This is a genomic window from Burkholderia sp. Bp8986, assembly GCF_003854225.1.
Lineage (GTDB): Bacteria > Pseudomonadota > Gammaproteobacteria > Burkholderiales > Burkholderiaceae > Burkholderia.
In genome coordinates this window covers 1-23896 of sequence record NZ_QTQM01000031.1, presented here as the reverse complement: position 1 = coordinate 23896, position 23896 = coordinate 1, and the positions used below count along the sequence as shown (strand labels likewise).

Genomic DNA, 23896 nt, shown 5'->3' with positions numbered 1-23896 from the left:
CGAGCGCCTGCGCCGGCTGCCTGCCGCGCATGGAATTGGAGCCACCATTACGTGACCGAACCGGGTTTGAATGAACTGAATGCCGTCCTCGCACGCGTGCCGTCGGTGGAGCGCGTGCTGACGTCGGCGCCGCTGCAGCCGCTGCTCGCCGACTATGGACGTACGCGCGTGCTGAACGCGGTGCGCGCCGAACTCGAACGCTGGCGCACCGCCGCGCAGCAGGATCCGCCGGCGGCCGGGCCGCTCGACGAGCCGCGCATCGCGGCGGCCGTCGCCCGCACGCTGGCCGAGCAGAGCGCGGGCACCGTGCGCGCGGTGTTCAACCTGACCGGCACCGTGCTGCACACGAATCTCGGGCGCGCGCTGTTGCCCGACGACGCGGTGCGCGCGGTGGTCGACGCGCTCACGCAGCCCGTCAACCTCGAATTCGACCTCGCCACGGGCCGCCGCGGCGACCGCGACGACCTGATCGACGATCTGCTGTGCGAACTGACCGGCGCGGAAGCCGCGACCGTCGTCAACAACAATGCCGCGGCCGTGTTGCTCGTGTTGTCGGCGCTTGCGCCGAAACGCGAAGTGATCGTGTCGCGCGGCGAACTGGTCGAGATCGGCGGCGCGTTCCGCATTCCCGACATCATGAGCCGTGCGGGTGCGAAACTGCGCGAGGTCGGCACCACCAACCGCACCCATCTGCGCGACTACGCGGACGCGATCGGTCCGCGCACGGCGATCCTGATGAAGGTGCACTGCAGCAACTACGCGATCAGCGGCTTCACCAAGGAGGTGACGCTGGCCGAACTCGCGCCGCTCGCGCGCGAGCACGGCCTGCCGGTGGCGGTCGACCTCGGCAGCGGCACGCTCGCCGATCTGTCGCAATGGGGCCTGCCGCACGAGACGACCGTGCAGGAAACCGTCGCGGCCGGCGCGAACCTCGTCACGTTCAGCGGCGACAAGCTGCTCGGCGGGCCGCAGGCCGGGCTGATCGTCGGCGATCGCGCGCTCGTCGCGAAGATCAAGAAACATCCGCTCAAGCGCGCGCTGCGCGTCGGCAAGCTGACGCTCGCCGCGCTCGAGCCCGTGCTGCGGCTGTACCAGGCGCCGGAATTCCTGCGTGAGCGGCTCACGACGCTGCGTCTGCTGACGCGGCCGCAGCGCGAGATCGCCGAGGCCGCCGAGCGCGTGCGTCCGGCGTTGCAGGCCGCGCTCGGCGGCGGCTTCGACGTGCAGGTCGAGCCGATGTTCAGCCAGATCGGCAGCGGCGCGCTGCCGGTCGACCAGTTGCCGAGCGCCGGGCTCGTCGTGCGCACGCCGGACGGCAAGCGCGGCGGCCGTGCGCTCGCGCAGCTCGAGAAACGGTTGCGCGAATGGCCGCGCCCGGTGATCGGCCGCATCGCCGACAATGCGCTGCGGCTCGACCTGCGCTGCCTCGAAGCGGCGGACGAAGCGGCATTCGTCGCGCAATGCGTGCAGGCCGCGGGGCCGGCTGCGTGATCGTCGGTACCGCGGGACATATCGATCACGGCAAGACGACGCTCGTGCGCGCGCTGACCGGCGTCGACACCGACCGCTTGAAGGAAGAGAAGGCGCGCGGCATCTCGATCGAGCTCGGCTATGCGTATACGCCGCTCGAGAACGGCGACGTGCTCGGCCTGATCGACGTGCCGGGCCACGAGAAGCTGATTCATACGATGGCGGCCGGTGCGAGCGGGATCGACTTCGCGCTGCTCGTGATCGCCGCGGACGACGGCGTGATGCCGCAGACCCGCGAGCACCTCGCGATCCTGCAACTGCTCGGCGTCGCGCATGGTGCTGTCGCGCTGACGAAGTGCGATCGGGTCGACGCCGCGCGCCTGTCGGCGGTGCGCGACGAGATCGCCACGTGGCTGCACGGCTCGGCGCTCGATGGCGCGCCGATCTTCGAAACTTGCGCGACGCGCGACGACGATCCGGGCGTCGCCGCATTGAAGCGTCATCTCGCCGATGCGGCACTCGCATGGCGTGCGCGCCGCGACGACGGCCTGTTCCGGCTCGCGGTCGATCGCGTGTTCACGCTCGCCGGGCAGGGGACCATCGTGACGGGCACCGCGTTCGCGGGCCGCGTGGCGACCGGCGACACGCTCGCGGTCGTGCGCACCGGCAGTGCTGCGCGCGTGCGCAGCATCCATGCGCAGAACCGGCCGGTCGACGCGGGCCGCGCGGGCGAGCGCTGCGCGCTGAACCTGGCTGGCGTCGACCGTGCGGACGTCGAGCGTGGCGATACCGTCGCGGATGCGCGGCTCGTCGCGACGTCGCCGCGTCTCGACGTCGAACTGACGCTGCTGGCCGATGCGGGGCTCACGCTGACGCACTGGGCGCCGCTGCACGTGCATCTCGGCACGCTGCATCGCGTCGCGCACGTCGCGCTGCTCGACGGCGATACGCTCGCGGCGGGCCAGATGATGCGCGTGCAACTGGTGTTCGACGAACCCGTGTTCGCGCTGCCGGGCGATCGCTTCATCGTCCGCAATCCGCAGGCGACGCGCACCGTCGGCGGCGGTCGCGTGCTCGATCCGTTCGGTCCCGCACGCAAGCGTCGCACGCCTGCGCGCCGCGCATGGCTCGACGCACTGGCGGCGTGGCTCGACGAAGGGCGGCTCGATGCGCTGCTCGCGCAGGCGCCGCTCGGGATCGCAAGCGCGATGCTCACGCACCTGACGGGCTTCGCGCCCGACGTGCTGGCGTTGCCGGACGACGCGCTGGCGATCGGCCAGCGCGAGCGCGCGTCGAACGACGGCACGGTGATCGCGCGAGTGCATTGGGACGCGCTGCAGGCGCGGGCGATCGATACGCTGCGCGCGTATCACGAACGCGTGCCGGACGAGCAGGGGCTCGATGCGGCGCGCCTGCGGCGGATGGCGGCGCCGCTCGTCGGCGATGCGCTGTGGCGTGCGTTGGTCGATGCGCTGGTGGACGGCGGTGAGGTGGGGCGAAGCGGGCCGTGGCTGCATCTGCCGTCGCATTCGGTGAGTTTCGATGCGCGCGAGGAAGCGCTGGCGCGGCAACTGCTGCCGCTGATTCATGCGGGGCGCTTCGATCCGCCGTGGGTCCGCGATCTGGCGCGCGACACGGGCGCGCAGGAGGAGGCCGTGCGCACGCTGCTGCGCAAGCTCGCGCGGCGCGGCGACGTGCATCAGGTCGTGCGCGACCTGTTCTATCACGCGGATGTCGTGCGCGAGCTGGCCGGGCTGGTCGCGCATCTCGCGCCGACGCGCGGCGGCGGGCTCGACGCGGCGACGTTTCGCGACGCGACGGGGCTCGGCCGCAAGCGCGCGATCCAGATTCTCGAGTTCTTCGATCGGGTTGGGTATACTCGCTTCCACCGCGATCTTCACTTCCTGCGGCCTGACAGCGGTTGGGTGGGTGTACAGGCGTAGGCGCTCGTCGTTCTTTGGTTTTTTTCCCCACGGAAGGCATTCGTATCCGGTGGTACGGCCGGGCTTCAAACCCGGTTGGGGGTGTCAGACACTCCCGGGTCGGTTCGACTCCGGCTGCCTTCCGCCACGGCTCTGCACAATCTCCCCATGAAACATGGGTAGCGGGTTGGGTTTTGTGGGTAGGAAAGGAGGACAACATGGCGGGACGACACTTGCATCGGCTTAGCGCACTGCGCGTCGCGAAGGTGGCCGATCCAGGCCATTACGCAGACGGCGGTGGCCTCTACCTGCAGATCGCCGATAGCGGCGCACGCTCATGGGTGTTTCGCTTCACGATCGATGGGCGCGTGCGCGAAATGGGCCTCGGACCGCTGTCGCGGGTTTCGCTTGGGGAAGCCCGGAAGCTGGTCAGCGGATATCGCGAGATGGTCGAAAACCATATCGATCCCATCCTCGCACGGCGTGAAGAGCAGCGTCGCCACCGGCTCGATATCTCGACCGATGCCAATGTGACGTTCCGTGACGCGGCTGAATCGTTCATCCGTGCGCGTGAGCCGGAATGGCGAAACCGCAAGCATGTCCAGCAATGGGGCAACACACTGGAGACGTACGCCTATCCCATCATCGGCGATGTGCGTGTGCGCGACATCGACACCGCGATGATTCTCCGCCGTATCCGGTACGACAGTGTTTGAGGTGGACCAGCATAAGGAGGGCGAAAAGATGGGCAACGTCAAGGAAAAGCTATTAACCGACGACGAAGGGACGCCGCGTCGCCGGTCCTCGAAGCGCAGTACGCGAAAACAGGATGCACCAGATGTGCCGGCCGCGGATGGCGCGTCCGGTTCGGCACCACCATCGACGGATTCTTCCGCTGCTGTATCGCCGGCTGTTGCCCCTCCGGTTGCCGATCCGCCGAGGTTTGCATCGTCGCGACCGCCGGTAGGCGAACCGCTGTTCGAGGTGGGCGACGTTCCGAACGAGGTCAGGGCGTTGGCTGAACACCGGTTCGGTTCGCCGCTCAGGATGGCCACGCCGCGCGAGAACGGCGGACTCTATCGCGGCGAAGTATTCAACACGGAACACTATCTGGTACAGGAGGTCGCGACGCGTAGTGTCGTGTTCCACCGCAAGGATCAGATGACGTTTGTGTCCGAGCGGCTGAAATGGATGGACGAACACGCGCGGCTGAACGGGGCCGAGTTACAGGTAGGTTACGACGGCGGCCAACCGAAGGTCTATCCATGGGACCGGGCCCGCGACCTGCTCGAACGCATGGTCGGTTCGCTGAAGAAATCCGCCCGCGAGCTGAATTACAGCCCCAATCTTGAGGGGATGCTCGATCAGTTGCAGGCGAGATCCTGGGCACGCATCCGGGAGGCGCGGGCCGCCGCGCTCGAAAAGTCGCGGGAACAGGAGGCGTCCCGCGAAACTGGGTCGAGGCCCGACCGATAAGGCTCGTCAGCATAGCGCGCACGTGCAATGCCGATCTTGAAAATGCGAGGTGGTGACATGGCCCAGAGAATTGCCGCCGATGAAGCCGATCCAGTTATCAACATGATTGAACAGGATTTAACGGGCGATAGTGTAGGTCCAGCTGCGGTGGACGAACGTCATGAGAGGCTGAATCTGGCCGCGAAAGAAGCAGTATCGGCTCGACGCCGACGGGACTTCGACGCTGCCCTGGCTAGATTGCGAGAGAAGGCGATCCGCGATGATGCCACCGTCGCCCAGCATGCCGAGACTCTGTCGCCGAACGGGATACCGGACGAGACGGATCGAGTCAGTGCGCCGCTCGACCAACCGCCTGAACGAGTACGCAAGCGCTACGTGCGCACCGGCAACCAGTATTTCCTGAAGGACGCGCCGTATCAGCTGGCATTTGAAGATCTGGGGCCGTATCTCGTTACCGAGCACAACCGCCCGGACGTAGTCGAGTCCATGATCGACATGGCGCATGCGAAGTCGTGGCGGCGCATTCGAGTGTCCGGGCACGAGGTATTTCGCCGCGAGGCGTGGCTGCAAGGCACGCTGCTCGGCATCGAGGTGAGCGGCTACGAACCAAAAGCGGCTGATCTGGCGCGTCTGGCGGATGCGCGGCAGGCGCGGCTGGACAATCGCATTGAGGTAGCGGCGCACGCCGGATCACCGCCTGTTGCGGACGCACCGGGTCGCCTAGATGATCGAACGATGGTTTCATCCGCGCCTCGCGTCGACGCAAGGATGGCCGTAAACCCATCTCCTTCATTTGCACCACGCCGTCCGGCCGCTTCTGAATCGGCTATTCCCGAGGGAAACCAGAACGCAGCACACGACGAGATCGATGGTCCACGGCGCTACGTCGGGGAACTGCGTGAGCATGGTGGCGCACCATACCAACACAATCCGGCGCGCAGCGGCTCGTATTACGTCGTGTTTCGCGACGAGACTGGAATCGATCAGGTGGTGTGGGGTGTCGATCTCGAGCGCGCGGTGCGTGAAGCGAATGCTCAAATCGGGCAGCAGGTGATGCTCGAGAATCTCGGCAAACGCCTCGTCACGGTTCGAGTGCCGAATTTGAATGACGAAGGACGGGTGATTGGCGAAGACGAGAAAGACGTTTACCGCAATACGTGGCAGGTGGAAGTCGCGCAGCGGGGGCGTGATGTTTCTGTCGCGCGGCAATCAGAAAATCCGCCGGGCGAAGAAGCCCAATCTGCGGATTCACACGTTGCCCCGGTTGGGGAGCCAGAGCCTCAAGGACGTTATGGCGCGCTCGATTCAGAAAATGAACGGGAGCTTCATCTGGCCGTGCTGACGGCAGCTATGCGCGAGCAGGGTTTTAGCCAGCGGTCCATTGCTCTGGTACAGAAGCGTGCGGAGCGCATGTTGGTTGCGTTCCAGCGCGAGGGCATCCCGGTACCGACGCCGAAGGTGTTTGATCCGAACGCGCCATCGGACCGGAATCGTCGCAAGCATCGGACCTCCGAACGCACGCCTACCCGAGAGATCGAGCGAATGCCTGGCGAACCGTCACCACCATCACCATCTCGCTGAGGTGAATCGTGGTCGGCCGCGAGCGTCTGTGCGTCGAGCTCGGTGCACTCAGGTCACACTGGGAAGACTGGTGTGCGCGCCGCGGTTTGACCGCAGGCGAGGGCGTGCGCCAGCTGGTTGCAACCGCTATCCGTGAAGATGCGGCCGGGGAACCTGGCACGACCACGTGTGGCTTACCTCGGCCGGTGGTCGGGGAGCCGCGCACGCGTATCGAAATCCGACTGACTATTGCAGAACGGAGTGCTGTCGAACGACATGCGATGGCAATGGGCCTGCGCGGTAATCGCTGGATCGTGTCACTAATTCGTGCGCAATTGACCCGAGAGCCGCAGTTGGGCGAGCCCGAATTGCATGCCCTATCCGTATCAAATCGGCAGCTTGCCGAGATCGGCCGTCTGTTGGGCCAACTTGCACGGGCCGACGAGGCAGAGCCGGCCCGTCGGGAGTTGAGGTCCGAATGGGTAGGGTTGCGAAGGCGCGTTGATGAACACCTGCGTACGGCGGCTGTCATCATTCGCGCGAATCTTGACCGATGGAGCCGCTGACATGCCATATCCGAGGATCTACATCGATGCGATGCTCGTGAACTGGGGTGACCGCCTGTTTCAGGAGCCACTACGACATGCGCGTGCCGCGCGGCTCTCACATGTGGATATTCGCGACGCCGCCGTCCTCATGCGCGCTCGGGTCGCCCGCACGCTCAGGCGTACCCCGGAGGTCATGGTCAAGATCACCAACAAGGCGGGGAGTGCGCAAGGCATGGGAGCCGTACGTCGGCATTTGCGCTATATCTCCCGTAACGGCCGGATCGAACTGGAAGATCAGAACGGCAACCGTATTGAAGGCAAGGATGCGCTGAGCGATCTCGTAAAGACATGGCAACTGGGCGGCTGGGGCATCCCGGAGGCCAGTACGCGGCGTGAAACTTTCAACATCCTGCTGTCGATGCCGCCCGGAACGGATCGAAAAGCCGTGCGTGATGCGGCGCGCGATTTCGCGGCACTTGAGTTCGGCGACGGGCGTGCGTACGTTTTCGCTGCACACGACGACGAAGCGCATCCGCATGTTCATCTGAGTGTCCAGGTACGTGGCCCTAACGGGCGCCGCCTGAATCCGCGCCACATGGACCTGCAGCGATGGCGCGAGCGTTTTGCAGAGCAACTGCGGGAGTATGGCGTCGAGGCAAATGCGACGCATCGGCGTGCGCGCGGCATAACGCAACGCTATCCGAAGCAGGCTGTCATTCATACGGTCGCACGCGGCGAAACGCCGAGGTACTGGAGACCGTTCCCGACTGATGCTCAGCGCGATGCACGATGGGTCGCACAGGGCGGCGTATTCACCGCGTGGCGGGAGATGGCCTACGCGATGGCAAGGTCGCGCGTGCGCGAGGATCGCTTGACGGCCGTTGAAATGGCGTACTTCGTGGGGGCCATGCCGGTGCAACGAGAGCGGCCAGTGGTAGGGCGCAATCCGGATAATGGACGCGAGCAGCCTACCAGGCTGGGACCGGATTCAGATCGTTTAGACGACGCGACTCGGGATATGGAGCGTTGATGTTTGTGCGTGGGGTGACAGCGATCATGCTGCGATACCCGATCCTAAGTGTAGGAAAATCCAGAGCACGATCAGTTGCGTGGTGTCTTTTATTCAACCTGGACCGAGGTCTTCTGGAGTCGTGGAACCAAGGGATGATCCGTTGAGCCTGTTCTGACGGTGATTCGACCGGTTGTGAGGATATTGCTCATGGTCAGATGCATCGGCGCTGCTGTCCTGAGGCACCTGTTTATTCGCGATCAGCAAACCATGCCGGTCCGGCCTTGAAGGTCGCAAAGAGTAGAAACAGCAACGCGATCGCGAGAAGCGGTATGCCGTAGAGTGCCACCGGGAAAAACAACATGAGCTGCAGCACTGATCCGCAGAAGCCGTGTGCCGCGCCCGTACCCCGAATGTTTTCGTAGATCAACCGGATCACTACCGCAAGCCCCGTTGCCATGAGTACGAGGCCGCTCCACGTCGGTTCATGACGCAGCAGGGCGGCGCCCCATCCGAAATATCCCCAACACACGAGATTGATGCCGATCGCGGCGAGCCAAAAGCCACGTACCGTGAAAAAACTGTAGCCGTACTGGCGTCGAACGTGATGGCTGAAGAGCTGAATACCCTTCGAAATGGCAATGATTGTGCCAAATTCGATCGCGAGTTTAAGAAATCCCACGGAATGTTCCTCCAGAGCTGGTCCCGGTGGTGCCTCGTTGGTCGACATGAAGGCGCAGCGAAATGCGGCGTGCTGACTGCCACTCCTTCAAATATAGACGTCCGTTCCGTGAACGCAACAATATCGTTATCCAGATTATTGAAAATTTGCGTTCATGGTGATGACATTCAAAATTTCCCAGTGCCTGGTGCTGCGTGCTCACGCTGCAGGTGCTGAATTCGAAAGTGATGTGGTTGGTGGAAAGAGAATGTCTTGTTGCGGTGAAGCGCAATGGCGCCCAAAACCGGCGCAAGCCTATCCTGCCATACCTCGATTTTCATGTTGTTTTCGGTGTCGAGCGTGACTTCCGTGCGCGCGATGTGCAAGCCATGTGCAACAGGAATTCGCATCCGCGTAATCGCAGTGCGTTGGGCGTTTAACGACGTCGAGCAAAAAGACGCGTGGCCGGTGCTTGGCCGATTGGACCCGAGCGCATCAGATGTAGAGACGTGGAGAGTTGGCGTGAGCGCGCGTTGAGTGGAGAGTGCGCTCGACTCATCGCACCGTGTTGTGTAGGCAATACTCGTGTGCGATCCGCAGTCGCATGGCTGTCAAGGTCTGCGCAGAGCGGACGCACGTGTATGGCACCGGCGTAGCAATGGCAGGGCAAGACGGGTGAGTATCGTGTTCGCGCGTTAGTGACATCGAACGCGTTCCGGTTGTCCTTCAGTGTGAACCGACAAGCATACGATGTTCACTGCGATTCGCGCCCGTGCGCGCGAATGAGAACGCGGGCGAAATTCCGTGTGAATCGAGGAAACCTCTGGTGCGGGCAGAAAAAATATTTTTTGTTCCGCCATATTCCTCTGCATTCCGATGTATTCCGTCCTCATCGAAAACTACATGAAACGGGTGTTGACGGCGCGTAAACGCGTGCGCAAGATGCAGTGAAGGTCGTGCGTCGGAGTGAGTCATGTCGGTTGCTAGGAGTTTCACGCGAGGGCAGTGGGAAGCACTCGGACGCAGGCTGGATGCGCTACCGGAAAAAGCGAGAGACGAGCAACCAGTCAAGGTGGGAGACGGCGTCGAATCCATACGGACACAGATCGTGGCGGCGCGGGAGAAGGGATATACGTTGCATGAACTAATAGAACAGGCCGCGCAGGAAGGCATCGACGTGAATCTCAATTCCCTGAGATATGCGATGCGCCGCGCGGACGGAAAGGGAAGAATTCGACCGGGCAGACGGGACGCGGTACGAGAGCAGGTGACGGCGCCTGCTCGGGGAAGGAAGTCAGCGCGAGCCGATGCTCCACGCGATAACCCGCAACGCACTGGACTGCAGCAGAAGGGGGACAAGGGGGTCATCAAGCCGGGGCAACAGGTACAGGGCTTCCTCGGGTTTCCGATCAGCCCGGATACCGAGAACTTGTAGAGGTCTCGCATGGCAACGGAAAATCCCCCCATCTACATGGTCGGTGGCGGCAAGGGCGGTGTCGGCAAGAGCTTCGTGACGCTGGCGCTGGTCGATTACCTCCGATGGACGGATGTCAATGTCGTGCTGGTGGAGACAGACACGTCCAATCCCGATGTCATGAAAGCGGTCCACGACGAAATCGAATGCGGGTCATGTGATCTGGACGACGCCAGCGGCTGGATCGACTTCGTCAATTTTTGCGATATGCACCGGGACGCGACCGTTGTCGTCAACACAGCAGCGCGAAGCCAGACGGGTGTCGCGCAGTACGGCGGGACGCTCGCCAGCACGCTCGATGAGCTGGCCCGGCGTCTCGTCGTGTTGTGGGTCATCAACCGGCAGCGCGATAGCCTCGAATTGCTTCTGAAGTTCGGTGCGACGTTCCCGAATGCGGTCACGCATGTCGTGCGCAACGGCTATTTCGGGCCACCGGAAAAATTCACCCTGTATCGGGACTCGCAATTGCGCAAGGCCGTCGAGGCACAAGGCCAGTCGCTGGATTTTCCCGATCTTGCGGATCGCGTCGCGGACGAACTGCGTAGCCAGCGCCTGTCGGTACACAGGGCGGCGGAAACGATGCATATGGGTGAACGGGCGGAACTGCTGCGCTGGCGCGCAGTGTGCAGCACGATGTTCGCCAAGGTGACGGCTCATGCGTAACAGGCGGGCGAGATCGCCTGATGCGCTCGCCCGACTGTTTTTCGAGGTCACGGGTGAATTGCCCGATGATGCCAGTCTCCTGCGAATGCGGCGGGTTTCCGGTGCGCTGAGCTTGCGGGACAACGATGCGCTGTGGTCGATGATCGTCGTGCTCGAATACTACGCTCGGCTTTACGAGGCAATGCCCGACCGTATCCGCAGGGCCGGGGACGGCAGTTTCGAGGCAGTGCGTCAGGAAGCCGAGGAGGCGACCGATGCCTTGATGCGCCAGCATCGCGATGCGCTCGCGCGCTGCAAGGCGACGATCCAGTTGGCCGAGGGCATGATCCGGGAACACGAAGCGAGGTATCAGGTTGCGCTTGCGGTGCTCAATGAGGGATCGATAGCCGCGCTCGCGAACGGGATGGCGAACCGGGTCGCGAAGATTGCCGGTAACCGCCTTGTCGGTGCAGCGGCGGTGGCGGCGCGGGACCAGCGGGAGCGGATGGACGAGGCGGCGAGCCTGTTTGAGCGGGCGATAGCGGAAGCCTTGAAACGGGTGCAGACGGGTATCGAAGTGACTGAACGGCGTTTGATTCGGGCGCTGAGCCGCTTATTGGTCGTCGCGGCTGGTCTGCTTGTGATGTTGGTCGCTGCCGCATTTTGGGTGGGCGAACACGCCCGATAAACGGTATTCCCCACCTGCGCGCGAGCACAGGCGGGGAGTGGGCCATCACGCGATGTGTTGCAGCGTTTCGGCATTCGCTATGCTGGCGGCGGTTGGGAAGGGCCACGCCGGGCGGTGTTCGTTCGCCGGCGCAGTGTCAGCTGCAGCGCTAGCTTCCTGCGCGTCGGCTTCGTCTGCACTGGCTACCTGCGGGTTTTCCGCTTCATCTTCGTCAGCCTCATCGTCCAAATCGTTCATCACGCCGAGGGCACGGATTGGCGGAATTTCCCGATCGGTGAGGATTTCCGGGAGCCATGCGGCCTTTGCCAGCCGCAGTTCGGCAGCGGCGGCGGCATCGCCCTTTTTCATCTTGCTGAAGTCAAGGGCAATCTTGGGAGAAACTGCCTGCATGGCTACGTCCACGATTCGAGCCTTGCTGACGTGGTTGAAATACGAGGCGCGGGTCGGCGTCCAGTATCGAGTCATGTCGAGTTGCAGCGCGTTGGTCAGAGCATTGATGGCGTGCGGGCCTTCCGTACCGGTCGCACCGTCGAGCAGGGTGCCGGTGCAGAAGGCGAGCAGGTCGAACAGCGTCGTGCCGGGATCCTGCTCGATCAGCCACGGCAGCAAGTCGGCCTGATTTCGGGGGAGGGCCGCGAGCCACTGTTGGCGCTGCGCGTCGATGATGCCCCATGCGGTGCTGTCGGACAGATCGTCGGCGGCCTTCAGCAGCGCATCGTGGTTGCTGGTGGCATTGAGTTCCAGATAGTCCCGGCTTGGCCCGACACCGTACCGCTCGGGGAAGGCGATCGGCGCGAGCCGGAACAGCAGCGCGGCGAGGGCGACGGACGGTTGCGTGATCAGTTCCGCGTGAATGGCGGCGGTGCGGTGGGCACTCAGGCGCTGGCAGAGCTTCGCGCTGTGAACCGGCTTGGGCTTCCGGGTCGCCTCCTTGGGTGTGGCGACGGCCTGCTCGATTGTCGCAGTACCCGCGCCGCGCCCGGCATCGCTGTCACGGCGTACCAGCCCGCGCTCGATGATCAGGTTGCCTTGCGGGTCGAGGATGACGAGCGCACCGGCTTCTGCCATCTGTTGTGCGTCCCATGCTTGCGTGCGTATTTCAAGCGCCTGAATCGAGGCGGTGACTGCGTTCAGTTCGACCTCGATCCGTTCGCCTTCCTCATAGGCGTTTTCATCGTCCTCCGAAAGTGCGTCGTACTGTTCCGTGAGTTCATCTTGTCGCGCCGTCAGGGCATCCATTTCCCGCTGCTCGTCCTCGGTATATGGGCGGTCGAGCGGATCGAGCCTGCCGTAGTGGTTCAGTTCGAGCGCGTCTCGTTCGATGCGTGTTTCGGTCCAGTTCCACCCTTCGGCACGGACTTTCTCGGCCACGGCTTCGAGTTTTTCGCCCGCGAGTCGCTGCAACAGTTCCGCGTCGGCGATGAATCCGGCGTTTTCAACGTCGCTGAAAAGGTCGCGTCGGACATACCCGCCCGCCGCCTCGTAAGAAGTGAGGCCGACGAAGTGCACCAGACGGCTGCAGCTCGCATCAATTTCGGCCCGCGTGATCGCCTGACGGAGATATTGCGGGGCACGCTGCCAGTCGTTCGGCGCATCGAACCAGACGCGCTCCTGCGTTTCATGGTCGTCGGCCAATGCGAGCGCGGCCAACTGGTCAAGGGTAATGCCGTCTTCGCGCAGCAGGGCGAGCAGCTTGGGCGACACGTTCGCGAGTTTCATGCGCCGTTTGACCGTGAGAGGCGAAGCGGAAAACAGCGCAGCGATGTAATCGACGCTGCGGCCTTCTTCGGCCAGCATCCGGTACGAGCGCAGCACGTCGAACGGGTCGAGTCCTTCACGCTCGCTGTTCTCGATCAGTGAAATCGCGAGGGCTTCGCCTTCGCTGACGATCCGCACGGGCACCGGATAGTCGGCGGCGATGTGCTTCTGCTCGAATAGCAGGTCAAGCGCGGCTTCGCGGCGCTGGCCCGCGCAGACACCATACCGGAGTTGCTTGCCGCGTGATCCCTTCATTTCGTGGACAACGAGATTTTGCAGCAGGCCCTTCGCACGGATATTGGCGGCGAGGCCGGGAATGCCGGAAAGGGTTTTTGTGCGCACGTTGAGCGGCGAGCGCCGCAGGCTGGAATACGGCACGGTCACGATGGGCTGCTCGTTGCCGAAGCTAGTTTCGAGCAAGGAAGCTGCATCGGCGGTGCCCACGTCGGTGGTTTCGGTTTGCATGATTGACTCCCGAGGATTGAGAAGAAAGGTCCGGGTCGCGTCTTTTCCGAAACCTGTCAGGACAAGACCTGGATAGGAGTCCTGAAAGGAATGGTTGGAATAGGGCGACGCGACATCGCCCTATGGCGCTTACGCCTTCATTTGGCGCATGGCGTCGGCCAGCATCCAGAGGGCACGATTGAGCTTCACGTTCTGGTCGATACCGGTGATGGGGCGTGTGGACATCGCGCGCCCGGTACGCGAGCGGCCATGCAGCCCGCCTTTGGTGAGGTTTTCCTGCACGCGGTTAAACACCGTCCAGAGGTCGTCGCGGCGATCCTCGAAACGGCGCGGAGCGAGCAACTGGCTTTCAGTGATCGGGGCCGGTGCCTCGGCATCGGTCGGGTCGTAGCGCAGCGCGAGCGCGGAGCGGGCGAGCGCGTGCTGTTCGTCGCGGTCGAGCGTCACGTCGCGCATACCTTCTTTTTGTTCGCGAATCAGGTCGAAGTCGTCGAGCACGTCGAACGCGCCATTAATGACGTTCTGAACGATGTTCCCTTTGTGCGGCACGCGAATATCGGCAATGTTGTCGCCCGCCACCATGCCGTTCTGGCAGACAAAGCGCAGCACGCCAGCGAGCATCTGGTAGCTGCTCGTGCCATCGTGCGAGTTCAGCAGCACGATTTCGTTGGCTTCGTCGCCGTTGATCTGATCCGTGTGGCGAAGGCGAAGCATGTGCTTCGTGTATTCGCGCTTGCCCTGATCGCGCACGCGGGTCTGGCAGATCATGAACGGCTGGAAGCCTTCGTTGCGCAGACCTCGAAGCACGTCGATGGTGGGAATGTAGGTGTAGCGTTCCGAACGGCTTTCGTGCTTGCCGTCCGCGAAGATGGACGGGGCAACGCGGCGAATCTGGTCGTCCGACAGGGGCGAGTCGGCACGCAGCATCGGGGAGCCGTAACGGAAAGAAGAGGCGAGTTGCATGACTATCTCCACAGCAAAAAGGTTGAAGGACGGGCCGTGGGATGGCCTTGCCGCTTACGCGGGAACCCCTTCCCGGTGGAACTCGGGGTTGGCCTTTGCTTTTGCCTGACACCCTGTTTCCTGCCCGTGCGACCCAAGGAGCCGGGGGCGGGGCGGTGTCAAGGAAAGAGGCGAGGGATGGTGCGGGCAACACGGTCCCTCGCCCCTTGATGCCGCCCCGCCCTCGGCTACGGTCGCGGGACAGGGCAGGAAACAGGGTGTCAGGCGGATGCCAAGGCGCGAGTTCGACGGTAAAGAATTCCGAAGCACTGGTTATTCACAGTTTTTGCAGGCAACGCTGTGAATAACTGCCAGGGCAGGAATGTGAGTGATTGAGAGGTATCGGATTTCGCTTTGGACCTTGCGGTAGACACGAAACGAGTCAGGATTCGGGCATTCGATGGATCTTAGGTAGCTCTCGCTCAGGAACCACAGAGGTGTCAGGAGGAAGCCATTCCGTATACTGTTGGCGACGTAAGGACAAAGGGGCGGGTATGGCGCTTCAGTGGATCGAGTATCTGAAGCAGAGCGGCTGGATGGATCTGCTGAAAGTTGGCGGTGTCGCGGGCACTGTGAGCTCGGTCGTCACGCTGGGCTGGAATGAGTTTCGGGAGGCCAGAGCCAGCAGGCGCGAAGCGCGGCATGTGGCATTGACAGTGGCGCTTTCGCTAGAGAGCTATGCACGGGATGCCCGGCTGATGATGCATCGTGCTGACTGGGCCAGGCAGGAGGCTGCCCGTCTGCAGAAATATGATCCGCTCCGGAGCGTTGCGCTGTCGGAATTCGCGTTCCCGGAGCCGATCGACTGGAAATGGCTGAAACACCGGGTCGCCTCACAGCTCCGGGAATTCCCGGCCGCTTTGCATTCGACCCGTCAATCCTTGTCCGGGGAGTGGGAGTACGGTGATCCGCTGGACTGGTGTGCGGAAGTGGAATTCGAGTGTGCGAAGGCCGCAATGCGGGCATTGGGGCTATCTCACTTGACGCGCACAAAGCATGGCGTTGCGCCATGGAAGCCCGCCGCGCTGGATGCCGACCTGGAAAGGGAACTCACGCAGTTTATCGCGGAGCAGGGCGCGAAGCGTGAGGCTTTTCGGGAGAAGCAACGGCAGGCGATAGCCCATCTAACTGTCGAGGAGACCGTTCCTACGAGCGGTGATGGTGGGTGCCGGCGGCGAAAACCCTGATAAGACGTAGGTTTGCAGCGGATATTTCGATCCCGCTCACCTCTACATGCGGCGACGACCCCTAGGCCGGCAATCAGATCGCGAGGTCTTGCGCAACATCCACGATAAGGGCGTCCTTGACCTGCCCATATGGAACCGCTCGACCCTCGTCAAATCCCACCATGCGCTCCATAATGATTCTACGAAGCATTTCGATGTAAGGGCGACGCGCTTCCTCAGATAACGTCACAATGGCCTCGAGAAATTGATCGGAAAAGTAGATCGAAACGCTTCGCGACCACTTGGTGCGCTCTTCAGGTTGTCCGTGCAAAGGCCAAAGTACAAAGAAGTTGCGCGGGTTAAGTGAGTGAAACTCAACGCCCTCGGGGAACATAGAGCGGATCTCGTCCGCGATCAGCTGTTTTGCCGCGAGATGAACGTTGCCGGGGCTATTCATGGCGGTCTCCTTTCGGTTGTCTGCATCAAGCTCGGCGGAGAAATCCTAACACGACGACGAAGCGCATGACCCACGGCGCGGGCGGCAGGTCCAAAAAAATCTGGGTCGCCTACCTTGGTACCCGTGAACGACCTTAGAATTTGTGTCGTCTATCCATCAAGAGGTGTTATCCATGTCCGGTTCGTCCATCAATCCGACGCCTCGTACGCCCGGCCAACTTGCTTTGGAACTTCACCGGACGCGAACCTCGACACTAGAGATTGAGGTGTCCGACGATGAGGTTGAGGACATTTCCACGTCCTCGGTCAGCAACGCTTACAGGATTGAAGGAAACACGTTGGTGTTCGCTTCATTGGACGAGAGGAATCGTTTGACTGCGACGGAGGTATCCAAAGATCTCGCCGACGACGGTGTGACTGGGTATCTTGTCGCTGCGGAGAGCTTGATGCAGGATGAATTGCTGCATCCTGTGCATGCTGCCGCACGCCTTGTCGTTCTTTGCAGTGTGAATCGAGATGTCCTGCTGGATGCGGTGGCGGTTATCCAGTCGACCGGGGAGAGAAGGCCACTCGGTCTGGCGATGATGATTGGTGAAGCGCTGGCTGATCTGCGAGCCATTTCCGCGAATTCATTGTCTGCCTTTTGTACTGCACTGCAACGGTCTTACGATGGCAGCATGATTGCCACTCCGTTTTTTGAGAAGCTCGTTGCGATGCTGATAGCAAGGAATGAACTCCGCGCCGAAGTTCTTGATATTTGTGCGCTGGCTCCGAATTCGACCAGTTCCGACCTGTACCGCGCGGCGCTGTTTGCGATGGGGGCCGACGATATTCAGTCAGTGTTTCATAGAGTGTCCGCCGGCGTACGTGGTGATAACGTGGTTACGCGCGACGTATGCATGTGGATGCTCGGACGTTTATGCGCCAGACGAAATCTAACCGACGAACAGGTTCGCGCGATCGAGGAAAGTCTCGAACCGTACCTTGTCGACGCGGGCACGGATTTGCATACCGCAGCTTGTCAAAACGTCGTATTCGGCCTTCCCGAATATCAATTGTGTCGCGATACCTGGAGACGGCTGATTGATGCTCGGGATATAACGGCCATCAAATCGCTTGCATCGGGACTGTTCGCAATCTCCCGCTCTATGGAGCCTCTGGTAGCTATCCTTCCTCTGGTAGACGATTGTCTCTCGCTGGGTATCGAGGACAGCGACGAACTCGGAAGCGTTGATCATGTTCTCTGTCTGCTCCTCGGCGCCTCCGCTATCGAGCAGGTAGTCGGCTGGTTCACCAGATGGATTCGCGAACAGGGTAGCGGCGTGTTTGGTGACTCTGATTTCGCGAAGCTCTTTCCGCAAACGGTCCATTGGTTGATAGGAGAGCCCGGCGCTTTCGGAAGGCTCATAACGAACTGGCTCCTTGATGACGACCGCAATCCGGCCGCCGCGGCCGGAGGGTTGCTTTCGCACGCGGTAGTGCATGGCAAACCGGGGGTGTCTCTTGACATGTCCACAGTTGACCTGCTCGACGCACCAGGGCTGGTTTTCCTTTGCCGGCGCATTCTCGGATTTGTGCTCCAGGAACGACAACTTCTATCGCTTACTTTATCGTTTCTCCGAACCTCCAACGCGAAGGAACGGACATTCGATCTTGTCAAGCAAGCGCTGATAAGCGAAATCGGTTACGACTATCCGGAGCCGACGCTAGAGGCTTTGGCAACATACCGGGAAACTTGTGCTGATTTGAGCGAGGCAGAATTGCTCGATGAGGTCCTGCGCGCAATAAAGGCGAGCGAGGAGGCACTCTCCGCTCTTCCTGTTGCGAACGAACTGATGCCACCGGTTCGCCTTTCACGTGATTTCGCGCTCGCTCGAGCCAAAGCAATGGAGCGCGCGATGAGGGAAGCACGTAAGGAGTCGGTTTGGGCGCAAATTGTCCACACGGTGCCTGTGAAAGGCGGCACAGGCTTCTTCAGGATGGTCGATGGTGCTTACCCTGCCGTTACGAAGATGACGACGCAAAGCATGAGGGCGGCCTTACCGCGCAGGGATGTGCTTGACCCTGTCGGGCAGGCCCACCGACGCTTATTCCTTCAAACCGCACGGCGGGAGAGCAAATGAGGCTCATTATTTCCAGCTTTCTGCGTACGTTGCGGGAGCGTGACGAATTCGACAGGCTGCTTCCGGACCTTCTTTCCGCGATGGGGTATGTGCCTGTAGCGCGACCGCAGACCGGGGTGCGGCAATACGGCGTTGACCTACCAGTCGTGGGGAAGAACCCGGTGGACGGGGTGGAAGAGCTGGTGCTGCTGACCATCAAGCAGGGCGACCTGGGACGGCAGGATTGGGATGGTAGCGCTCAGGCCGTCCGGCAGAGTCTGGATGAGATTATCGAGGTTTACCTTCCCAGAGATTTGGAGCCTGCGCATCAACTGCTACGTAAGCGAATCATTCTGGCGACGACTGGTGACCTGAAACAGGACACGCAACGCAACTGGACTGCGTACATTGAAAAGCGCGCAAAAGAGGCTCAGTTTGAGTTTTGGGGCGGCGATAAGGTCGCCGACCTGATTGAGCGCCATATGCTCGATGAGCACGTATTCGTCGAGGACGACCGGACCAATCTTAGAAAGGCACTGGCATTTGCCGGTGAGCAGGAATATAGCCTTGCAGACCTGGAGCGGTTGTTGCGGCGCCAGCTCGGGCTTGATAAATCTGGTGAACTTGATGGGACCGTCAAGGATGGCAAGCCGCTTGTGAAAGCGATCACCCGGCTGAATCTCGCTTTGCACATGTTTGCAAAGGCTGCGCAGGATGCTGGGGACACGAAACAGGCTCTTGTGGCAGCGGAGCTTTTCATGCTGAAGACCTGGCATCGGATTCAGTCATCCTCTGACCCAAGTCATCGGCAGGTGCAGGAATCCTTCGTGCGGCTATCGGAAACCTATTCAGACGTCGCCATGACATACGTCGGAAAGATGGCGCCGTACATGATGATCCGGGACGGCATGTCTGGATACACACGCGAAAGCGCTGAATACGGAGTGGTGCTCCTTGAGCACGTCGGGTTGATGGCGACGACTGGATTGGCAATACTCTGCCTTACAGACGACCCCGAACACAAATCTGCCTGCGGCATCGCTGATCTGCTGGCAGCGATGTTAGCGAATATGCCAGCGACCGCTTCGCCCAGGCTCGACCGAAACGCAATCGACGTGTCCCTTGCGCTTCTGTTGCTGACGATGACGGATCGGCATGCTGCCGCCCTGGGCTGGCTTTCGGAACTGTGCGGCCGCCTGCTTTTCTCATTCAGACGGCGACTCGATTTTCCAATCAGCACCGACTCCTTCGATGATCTGGTTGAGTTTAAGGGGGGCCAGCACGACGAGCTCATCGCGTCCGTGATGGGGGCGTCCTGGATGTCTGCGTATCTGCTTCTATGGTGTGTCGCTCTTGGTATGGAGCAAGAATATGCCCACGCGGTAGAGGTGTTGCGAAGAGAGGTTCCTCAGGTGGTGCCGCAGGTCTGGCATCCAGATGCCGATTCAGAAAAACGGATGTTCTATGGCCCGGTACACACGACGACTGGAAACACGGAGATCATGGAGTTTCCGCCCTCGGCGGAGGCACTTCGTGAGCGCATCGACAAGTTTCTGGACCACGACCCGATAACCAGCGTTAGTGAGGACGGCCAGTCGGGGTTTCATCCGATGGAGATCATCGCATACCGACACCATCGAACGCCGTTCCCTGTGAAGATCATATATGCCTTGTCCGAGTTTGGACACGAAGAGGTTGCCAAAAATCCACCGGAGAATCCAAAGGCCTCGCTCGGCGGGTGAGAGAATTCCTGCTTGCCTCAGGGCTGGCGTCGCGCGGAGCCGAGGTCAGCACTGTTGAAGCGAGGAATCGTCGCTATGGAAATGGTCCGACGGGCGCAGAAATGATCTGAGTTAGACGACGAAAACGACAATGACAATTCAACGAATCCAGAAGCTACAGGGCTACCGTATCTTTCGCGACTTTCGTTGGGAGGGGATTCCTGACTTCGGAAGATACAACCTGATTTATGGTTGGAACGGGGCGGGCAAGACATCGATATCGACCTTATTCCGTTCGCTGCAACAGAAAACGGTGCCTGATTCGGGCGTTGTCGAGTTCGTGATCGATGGAAATGTGGTAACCGGTTCGGATTTCACTTCCGCTAAGTTGCCGGCCATCCGTGTCTTCAATCGCGACTTCGTGAACCGAAGCGTCTTCGAAATGCCTGGGCAATCACTGCCTCCTGTTTTCTACATTGGAGAAGACAGTGCAGAAAAGCAGAAGCGAATTGCCGAGCTCCAGACCAAGCGCGATGAACTAAGTGCGCAACTGTCGGCAAACGAGAAGAAGAAGAAGGCCGGGACTGATGAACTGAATGCTTTTTGTACCAATCAGGCCAGGAGTATCCGCAACCTGCTTTTGGGTGATCCACGTTACAACAACTACGAGGCCCCTAGATTCAAGGAGCTGATGCAAAGGCTGAAATCGGCTGTGGAGGCACCGGCACAATTGGAGGTCTCTGAAAGACAGCGCCTTGAGGAAGCGTTGGCGGGAAAGCCTATGCCAGCTTTACCGGTCCCGTCATTCGCGAGCATCAAACTTGGCGAGCTTACGAGCGCGATCGGTACCGAGTTGGGGAAGACGGTAGTGGCGAGCACTATCCAGGAACTGGTCGATGCTCCAGACGTCGCAAGCTGGGTCGAGGGGGGCATGCGACTCCACGAACACGGGGAAACGCATTGTCACTTCTGCAAGCAGCAACTCGACTCCGCCCGGGTCGCCGCGCTCGAAGCGCACTTCAATGACCATTTCAAGGCGCAGCAACAGCGTCTGAGCGCGCTTCTGTCTTCTGTTGAATCACTTCGCGAAAAAGCCCGCACCCGAGAAATTCCAGAGCGGGCGGCACTGTATCCGCATCTTCGCGACGAATTCGAGCGGGTCGTTGGGAACCTGAACGCACAGTCGCTGCTCATTGAGATGTTCCTGGACCGGCTGAAGGAAGCAGTACTGGCAAAGACGGCTGACCCATTTTCCAGGCTCGAAATCAAGAACTATGTGAGCGCAGTTGACTTTGAAAGCGACTCCGCATTGGTCAAGCTGGCGGAGATTGTTATCAACGGACTGAATGTGATGGGCATTGCAGTGGGGATGGCGGGTGCAGATGCGATCATTCGCCTTGTTGAGTCGCACAACGAGTACACGGAAAATTTCCAGAAGTCCGCGTCGGCCGCTCGCGCCCAACTCGAAATTGACGAAGGTGTGAAGGTTTTTCCGGAATGGTCTATCCGCGAAAAGATGGTTACAGATCTGACCACTTCAAACGACGATGTACGAAAAAAGATTGGGCCCATTGGTGACGATATTGCGAATCTGAAGCGGGAGATCAGGCAGCACCTGAAACCAGCGGAGGAGCTCAATCGCGAAATGGCGGCCTATCTCGGGCGGGACGAACTGCGTTTCGAAACGAAGGATACCGGGTACACCATCATGCGGGGGAGCAACCCTGCTATGCATCTGAGTGATGGAGAACGAACGGCAATCGCATTCATGTACTTTCTCAAGACGCTGCGCGACGCCGATTTCGACATAAAGAACGGCGTCGTTGTAATCGATGATCCCGTGTCGAGCCTCGATGCGAATTCCCTGTATTGCGCATTTGGGTACATGAAGGACCGGACGAGGGATGCGAAGCAGATATTTGTTCTAACGCACAACTTTGGATTTTTCCGGCAGGTTAAGAACTGGTTCAACTACGCCGGGGGCTTGCGGGACCGTCCGTACGACCCTGCGAAATCGAAGAACGCGCACTTTTACATGCTCGCCATGCGGATTCATGACGGTCAGAGGAGTGCGTACCTGAGAACGTTGGATCCATTGCTACACGAATACGAGTCGGAATACCACTACCTGTTCCGGTGCGTGAAGGCCGGCGCAGAATCCGCGGCGCCGAAGAGCCTCGCCGACGTGTACGGCCTTCCAAACATCGCCCGCAGGCTGCTGGAGTCGTTCCTCGCGTTTCGGGTCCCGGGGCGAGCGGGGAACCTAGCTCAGCAACTGGAGGCGCTGGAGGGTGATCCTGCAGCGAAAGCCCGAGTCATCCGGTTCCTGCACACGCATTCTCATATGGAGCAGATATCGGAACCTGAGCATGACCTTTCCGTGCTTTCGGAGGCGCCTGCCGTGCTCACCGATTTGCTGGCATTGCTGCAGGCCAACGACAAGCAGCATTACGACGCCATGATGGCCATCGTTTAACGCCGGTGGTGGCAAGGGGCAGAATATGACAGAAACGAGTGCCATGCCGACGCCCGGCGCAGAGCTCCCTCCCGAAATGATGGCAGTTCGGGAGGCTGTCCTTGCAGAGATGGAGGATCTCGTGCCTGCTGGACCTCCGGTGTCTCACGACGAGGTGAAACGGTTTTTTCTTTCATCGTGGACCGAGGCCGGACGCGATTTGCCACCGTACTATCTTGTCTATTTTCTGTTGATCGATCTTCTAGGATTTCCACATCTCGGACAATGGGAGAAGGTCGATTGGGCAATACCGGTGCGTTTGCGTGGAAAGCTGTATGGAGTCGAGCATCGTAAGATGGGGATCGGCATCTTCGCTCCGAATCCCGACCCGTCTGCGACACGCAGCACGAAGCCTGATGAGGAGGCAGAAAAGGATGCCAGCGAGATGTGCCGGTTGCTGAAGCGAGCGGTGACCACCGCCGAACCGTACTTCGAATGGCGCGCCAGGACTGCCGCGAAAGGACCATATATCAGCGTCGTGAACAGGAGTGCTGCGCTGTTCGAACGATATCGCTTCTTCCGTCGACAATTCGAGGCGTTGAGCTCGGAGGCATTACTTCGGCGAGACGAAACGACCACGCCGGGGGACGGGCAGAGCGGCCACAAGTTGCGATTTTCGCATATGTTTCCGGGCGTAAGATTGAGGGAGGAAGCGGAGTGGAGCGCGCAGGCCGCCATAGAAGCGTTCTTCAGTTGGACGGAGCACGTATTCATCCACCTAGCCATTCTGCTGGGCAGAGTCGAAAACGGAGAGGAGGTGGCGAAGCTGGCGGAGGCAGACTGGAAGACGAAATTCAGGGCGGCGCTGGATATCGACGAGCCGGAAACGAAGGTCCACTACGATAGCCTTCTTACCCTCCGGACTCAGATCCGCAATTTTATGGCGCACGGTTCGTTCGGAAAGCGTGGAGAGGCGTTCAGTTTTCATTCAGGAGCGGGGGCAGTTCCGGTCCTGCTGACCAGGAATCCGAGGCATCGCTATTCTTTGACCGGAGGGCCAGAGTTTGATGAGAAGAGTGCCCTGCAGGAGATTGAATTGTTCATCGCACACCTGTGGTCCGGCACACGAGAGCCTGCCCGTGAGTGCATGGAGAGCGAGCTACCTACCGTTCTCACGTACGCAACTGACGGTACCTACGCTAGAGTGATGCGATCTGTCGGCTCAATGAGGAAGTTCGTTGAACGTATGCGATCCGTTAACGACGTCCTTGTCTAGAAATCGCTTCACTCTGATGCTACGTGTCCACGTGGACAGCTGGTA

General features: G+C 60.7%; 17 protein-coding genes, 1 tRNA gene and 1 pseudogene. 15 read left to right on the top strand and 4 right to left on the bottom strand.

Annotated features, from left to right (window positions below; genetic code table 11):
• Window positions 1-51: 51 nt before the first annotated feature.
• The 7 genes and pseudogenes from selA to DID99_RS24630 all read left to right on the top strand — a co-directional run bounded on the left by selA (window position 52) and on the right by DID99_RS24630 (window position 8006).
• Window positions 52-1491, top strand: coding sequence for an L-seryl-tRNA(Sec) selenium transferase (gene selA, locus DID99_RS24665; RefSeq protein WP_124521876.1), 1440 nt, complete (start codon window positions 52-54; stop codon window positions 1489-1491).
• Window positions 1488-3413 carry a selenocysteine-specific translation elongation factor gene (gene selB, locus DID99_RS24660; protein WP_124667667.1) on the top strand — a complete coding sequence of 642 codons (1926 nt, stop codon included), beginning with the start codon at window positions 1488-1490 and terminating at the stop codon, window positions 3411-3413. The genes selA and selB overlap by 4 nt, the downstream gene beginning before the upstream one ends.
• A 31-nt stretch (window positions 3414-3444) precedes the next feature.
• Window positions 3445-3540 (top strand) — tRNA-Sec (locus tag DID99_RS24655).
• 70 nt (window positions 3541-3610) lie between these two features.
• The gene (locus DID99_RS24650) at window positions 3611-4108 is read left to right on the top strand and encodes an integrase arm-type DNA-binding domain-containing protein (protein WP_260444705.1); all 498 of its coding nucleotides are present in this window, start codon (window positions 3611-3613) and stop codon (window positions 4106-4108) included.
• Window positions 4101-4868 (top strand): annotated as a pseudogene (locus DID99_RS24645) (DNA replication protein); the annotation flags it as partial. The gene DID99_RS24650 and the pseudogene DID99_RS24645, both read left to right, overlap by 8 nt.
• 57 nt (window positions 4869-4925) lie before the next feature.
• Window positions 4926-6449, top strand: coding sequence for an LPD7 domain-containing protein (locus DID99_RS24640; protein WP_124667666.1), 1524 nt, complete (start codon window positions 4926-4928; stop codon window positions 6447-6449).
• A gap of 546 nt (window positions 6450-6995) precedes the next feature.
• Entirely contained in the window at window positions 6996-8006 is a 1011-nt protein-coding gene (locus DID99_RS24630) for a relaxase/mobilization nuclease domain-containing protein (protein ID WP_124570605.1), read from the top strand.
• Window positions 8007-8235: 229 nt separating this feature from the next.
• Here the strand turns inward: DID99_RS24630 and DID99_RS24625 are convergent, their stop codons facing one another.
• Entirely contained in the window at window positions 8236-8715 is a 480-nt protein-coding gene (locus tag DID99_RS24625) for a hypothetical protein (protein ID WP_311767498.1), read from the bottom strand.
• A 146-nt stretch (window positions 8716-8861) separates the two neighbouring features.
• On the opposite strand from DID99_RS24625, the gene DID99_RS24620 reads away from it, so the two are divergent.
• The 3 genes from DID99_RS24620 (at window position 8862) to DID99_RS24605 (ending at window position 11450) form a co-directional block, all read left to right on the top strand.
• The gene (locus DID99_RS24620; RefSeq protein WP_124570606.1) at window positions 8862-9086 is read left to right on the top strand and encodes a hypothetical protein; all 225 of its coding nucleotides are present in this window, start codon (window positions 8862-8864) and stop codon (window positions 9084-9086) included.
• 1004 nt (window positions 9087-10090) lie between these two features.
• The gene (locus DID99_RS24610; RefSeq protein ID WP_124570608.1) at window positions 10091-10783 is read left to right on the top strand and encodes a protein mobD; all 693 of its coding nucleotides are present in this window, start codon (window positions 10091-10093) and stop codon (window positions 10781-10783) included.
• Entirely contained in the window at window positions 10776-11450 is a 675-nt protein-coding gene (locus tag DID99_RS24605) for a hypothetical protein (protein ID WP_124570609.1), read from the top strand. The genes DID99_RS24610 and DID99_RS24605 overlap by 8 nt, the downstream gene beginning before the upstream one ends.
• Before the next feature lie 45 nt (window positions 11451-11495).
• On the opposite strand, the gene DID99_RS24600 is transcribed toward DID99_RS24605, so the two are convergent.
• Window positions 11496-13673 (bottom strand): ParB/RepB/Spo0J family partition protein, encoded by a 2178-nt coding sequence (locus DID99_RS24600; protein ID WP_124667665.1) that lies wholly within the window; start codon window positions 13671-13673, stop codon window positions 11496-11498.
• A gap of 129 nt (window positions 13674-13802) precedes the next feature.
• On the bottom strand, window positions 13803-14636 hold the full coding sequence (locus DID99_RS24595) for a DUF932 domain-containing protein (RefSeq protein ID WP_124570611.1): 834 nt from the start codon (window positions 14634-14636) through the stop codon (window positions 13803-13805).
• Between the two features lie 533 nt (window positions 14637-15169).
• Between DID99_RS24595 and DID99_RS24590 the strand changes: the two genes are divergently transcribed.
• Entirely contained in the window at window positions 15170-15862 is a 693-nt protein-coding gene (locus DID99_RS24590; protein ID WP_124667664.1) for a hypothetical protein, read from the top strand.
• 73 nt (window positions 15863-15935) lie between these two features.
• Here DID99_RS24590 and DID99_RS24585 read toward each other — a convergent pair whose 3' ends face one another.
• Window positions 15936-16298, bottom strand: a complete 363-nt coding sequence (locus DID99_RS24585; protein WP_124667663.1) for a hypothetical protein — start codon at window positions 16296-16298, stop codon at window positions 15936-15938.
• A gap of 172 nt (window positions 16299-16470) precedes the next feature.
• On the opposite strand from DID99_RS24585, the gene DID99_RS24580 reads away from it, so the two are divergent.
• The 4 genes from DID99_RS24580 (at window position 16471) to DID99_RS24565 (ending at window position 23851) form a co-directional block, all read left to right on the top strand.
• Window positions 16471-18420: a hypothetical protein gene (locus DID99_RS24580; protein ID WP_124667662.1), complete on the top strand. Its 1950-nt coding sequence runs from the start codon at window positions 16471-16473 to the stop codon at window positions 18418-18420.
• Window positions 18417-20141: a hypothetical protein gene (locus DID99_RS24575; RefSeq protein WP_124667661.1), complete on the top strand. Its 1725-nt coding sequence runs from the start codon at window positions 18417-18419 to the stop codon at window positions 20139-20141. The genes DID99_RS24580 and DID99_RS24575 overlap by 4 nt, the downstream gene beginning before the upstream one ends.
• Window positions 20142-20271: 130 nt before the next feature.
• Window positions 20272-22596 carry an AAA family ATPase gene (locus tag DID99_RS24570; RefSeq protein WP_124667660.1) on the top strand — a complete coding sequence of 775 codons (2325 nt, stop codon included), beginning with the start codon at window positions 20272-20274 and terminating at the stop codon, window positions 22594-22596.
• A gap of 43 nt (window positions 22597-22639) precedes the next feature.
• Entirely contained in the window at window positions 22640-23851 is a 1212-nt protein-coding gene (locus tag DID99_RS24565) for a hypothetical protein (RefSeq protein ID WP_260444704.1), read from the top strand.
• The last annotated feature ends 45 nt before the right edge of the window (window positions 23852-23896 follow it).